The organism is Streptomyces durbertensis (assembly GCF_014156695.1).
GTDB classification, from domain to species: domain Bacteria; phylum Actinomycetota; class Actinomycetes; order Streptomycetales; family Streptomycetaceae; genus Streptomyces; species Streptomyces durbertensis.
In genome coordinates this window covers 1-962 of record NZ_WMLF01000846.1, presented here as the reverse complement: position 1 = coordinate 962, position 962 = coordinate 1, and the positions used below count along the sequence as shown (strand labels likewise).

Sequence of the window (962 nt, the reverse complement as noted above, 5' to 3'; positions counted from 1 at the left end):
GCCGGGGGCGGGGGCCCCGCCCGCGTCGAGGAGGCCGTCGATCTCGGACGCGGTGGGCATCGCGGACGAGCAGGCGAGCCGGGAGGCGACAAGGGCGCCGGCGGCGTTGGCGCGGCGCATCGTCGTGGCCAGGTCCCAGCCGGCGAGCAGCCCGTGGCAGAGCGAGCCGCCGAAGGCGTCGCCGGCGCCGAGGCCGTTGACGACCTCCACGGCCAGCGGCGGCACCTCGGCGGTCGAGCCGTCCCGGTGCACGGCGAGCACCCCCTTGGGGCCCTGTTTGACCACGGCGAGTTCCACGCCCGCGGCGAGCAACGCCTCGGCGCAGGCGTGCGGTTCACGGGTGCCGGTGGCGATCTCGCACTCGTCGAGGTTGCCGACGGCGACGGTGGCGTGCCGCAGCGCCTCCGCGTAGTGGACGCGGGCCTGGGCGGGGTCGCGCCAGAACATCGGCCGCCAGTCGAGGTCGAAGACGGTGTGGCCGCCCGCCGCCGCCTTCGACCGGGCGGCGAGCGCGGCGAAGGTGGCGGAGCGGCTGGGCTCCTCGCTGAGCCCGGTGCCGGTCATCCAGAACACGCGGGTCTGCGCGACGGCCGCCAGGTCCAGTTCCTCGGCGCGGATCTCCAGGTCGGGGGCCTTGGGCTGGCGGTAGAAGTACAGCGGGAAGTCGTCGGGCGGGAAGATCTCGCAGAACGTGACCGGGGTGGGCAGGCCGTCGACGGCGGTCACCCAGCGGTCGTCCACGCCGAAGTCGGTGAGCGCCCGGTGGAGGTAGTCGCCGAACGGGTCGCGTCCGGTGCGGGTGATGACGGCCGTGCTCCGGCCGAGCCGGGCGGCGGCGACGGCCACGTTGGTGGCGGAGCCGCCGAGGAACTTGCCGAAGGTCTCCACCTCGGACAGCGGCACGCCGGTCTGGAGTGGGTACACGTCGACGCCGATGCGGCCCATCGTGATCACGTCGAAGG

The 962-nt window shown here is 74.7% G+C and carries 1 protein-coding gene; it reads right to left on the bottom strand.

What is annotated here, in order from left to right; all coding sequences use genetic code 11:
- A partial coding sequence (gene iolC / locus GL263_RS27240) for a 5-dehydro-2-deoxygluconokinase (RefSeq protein ID WP_182858392.1) occupies nucleotides 1-962 on the bottom strand: 962 nt, incomplete at both ends.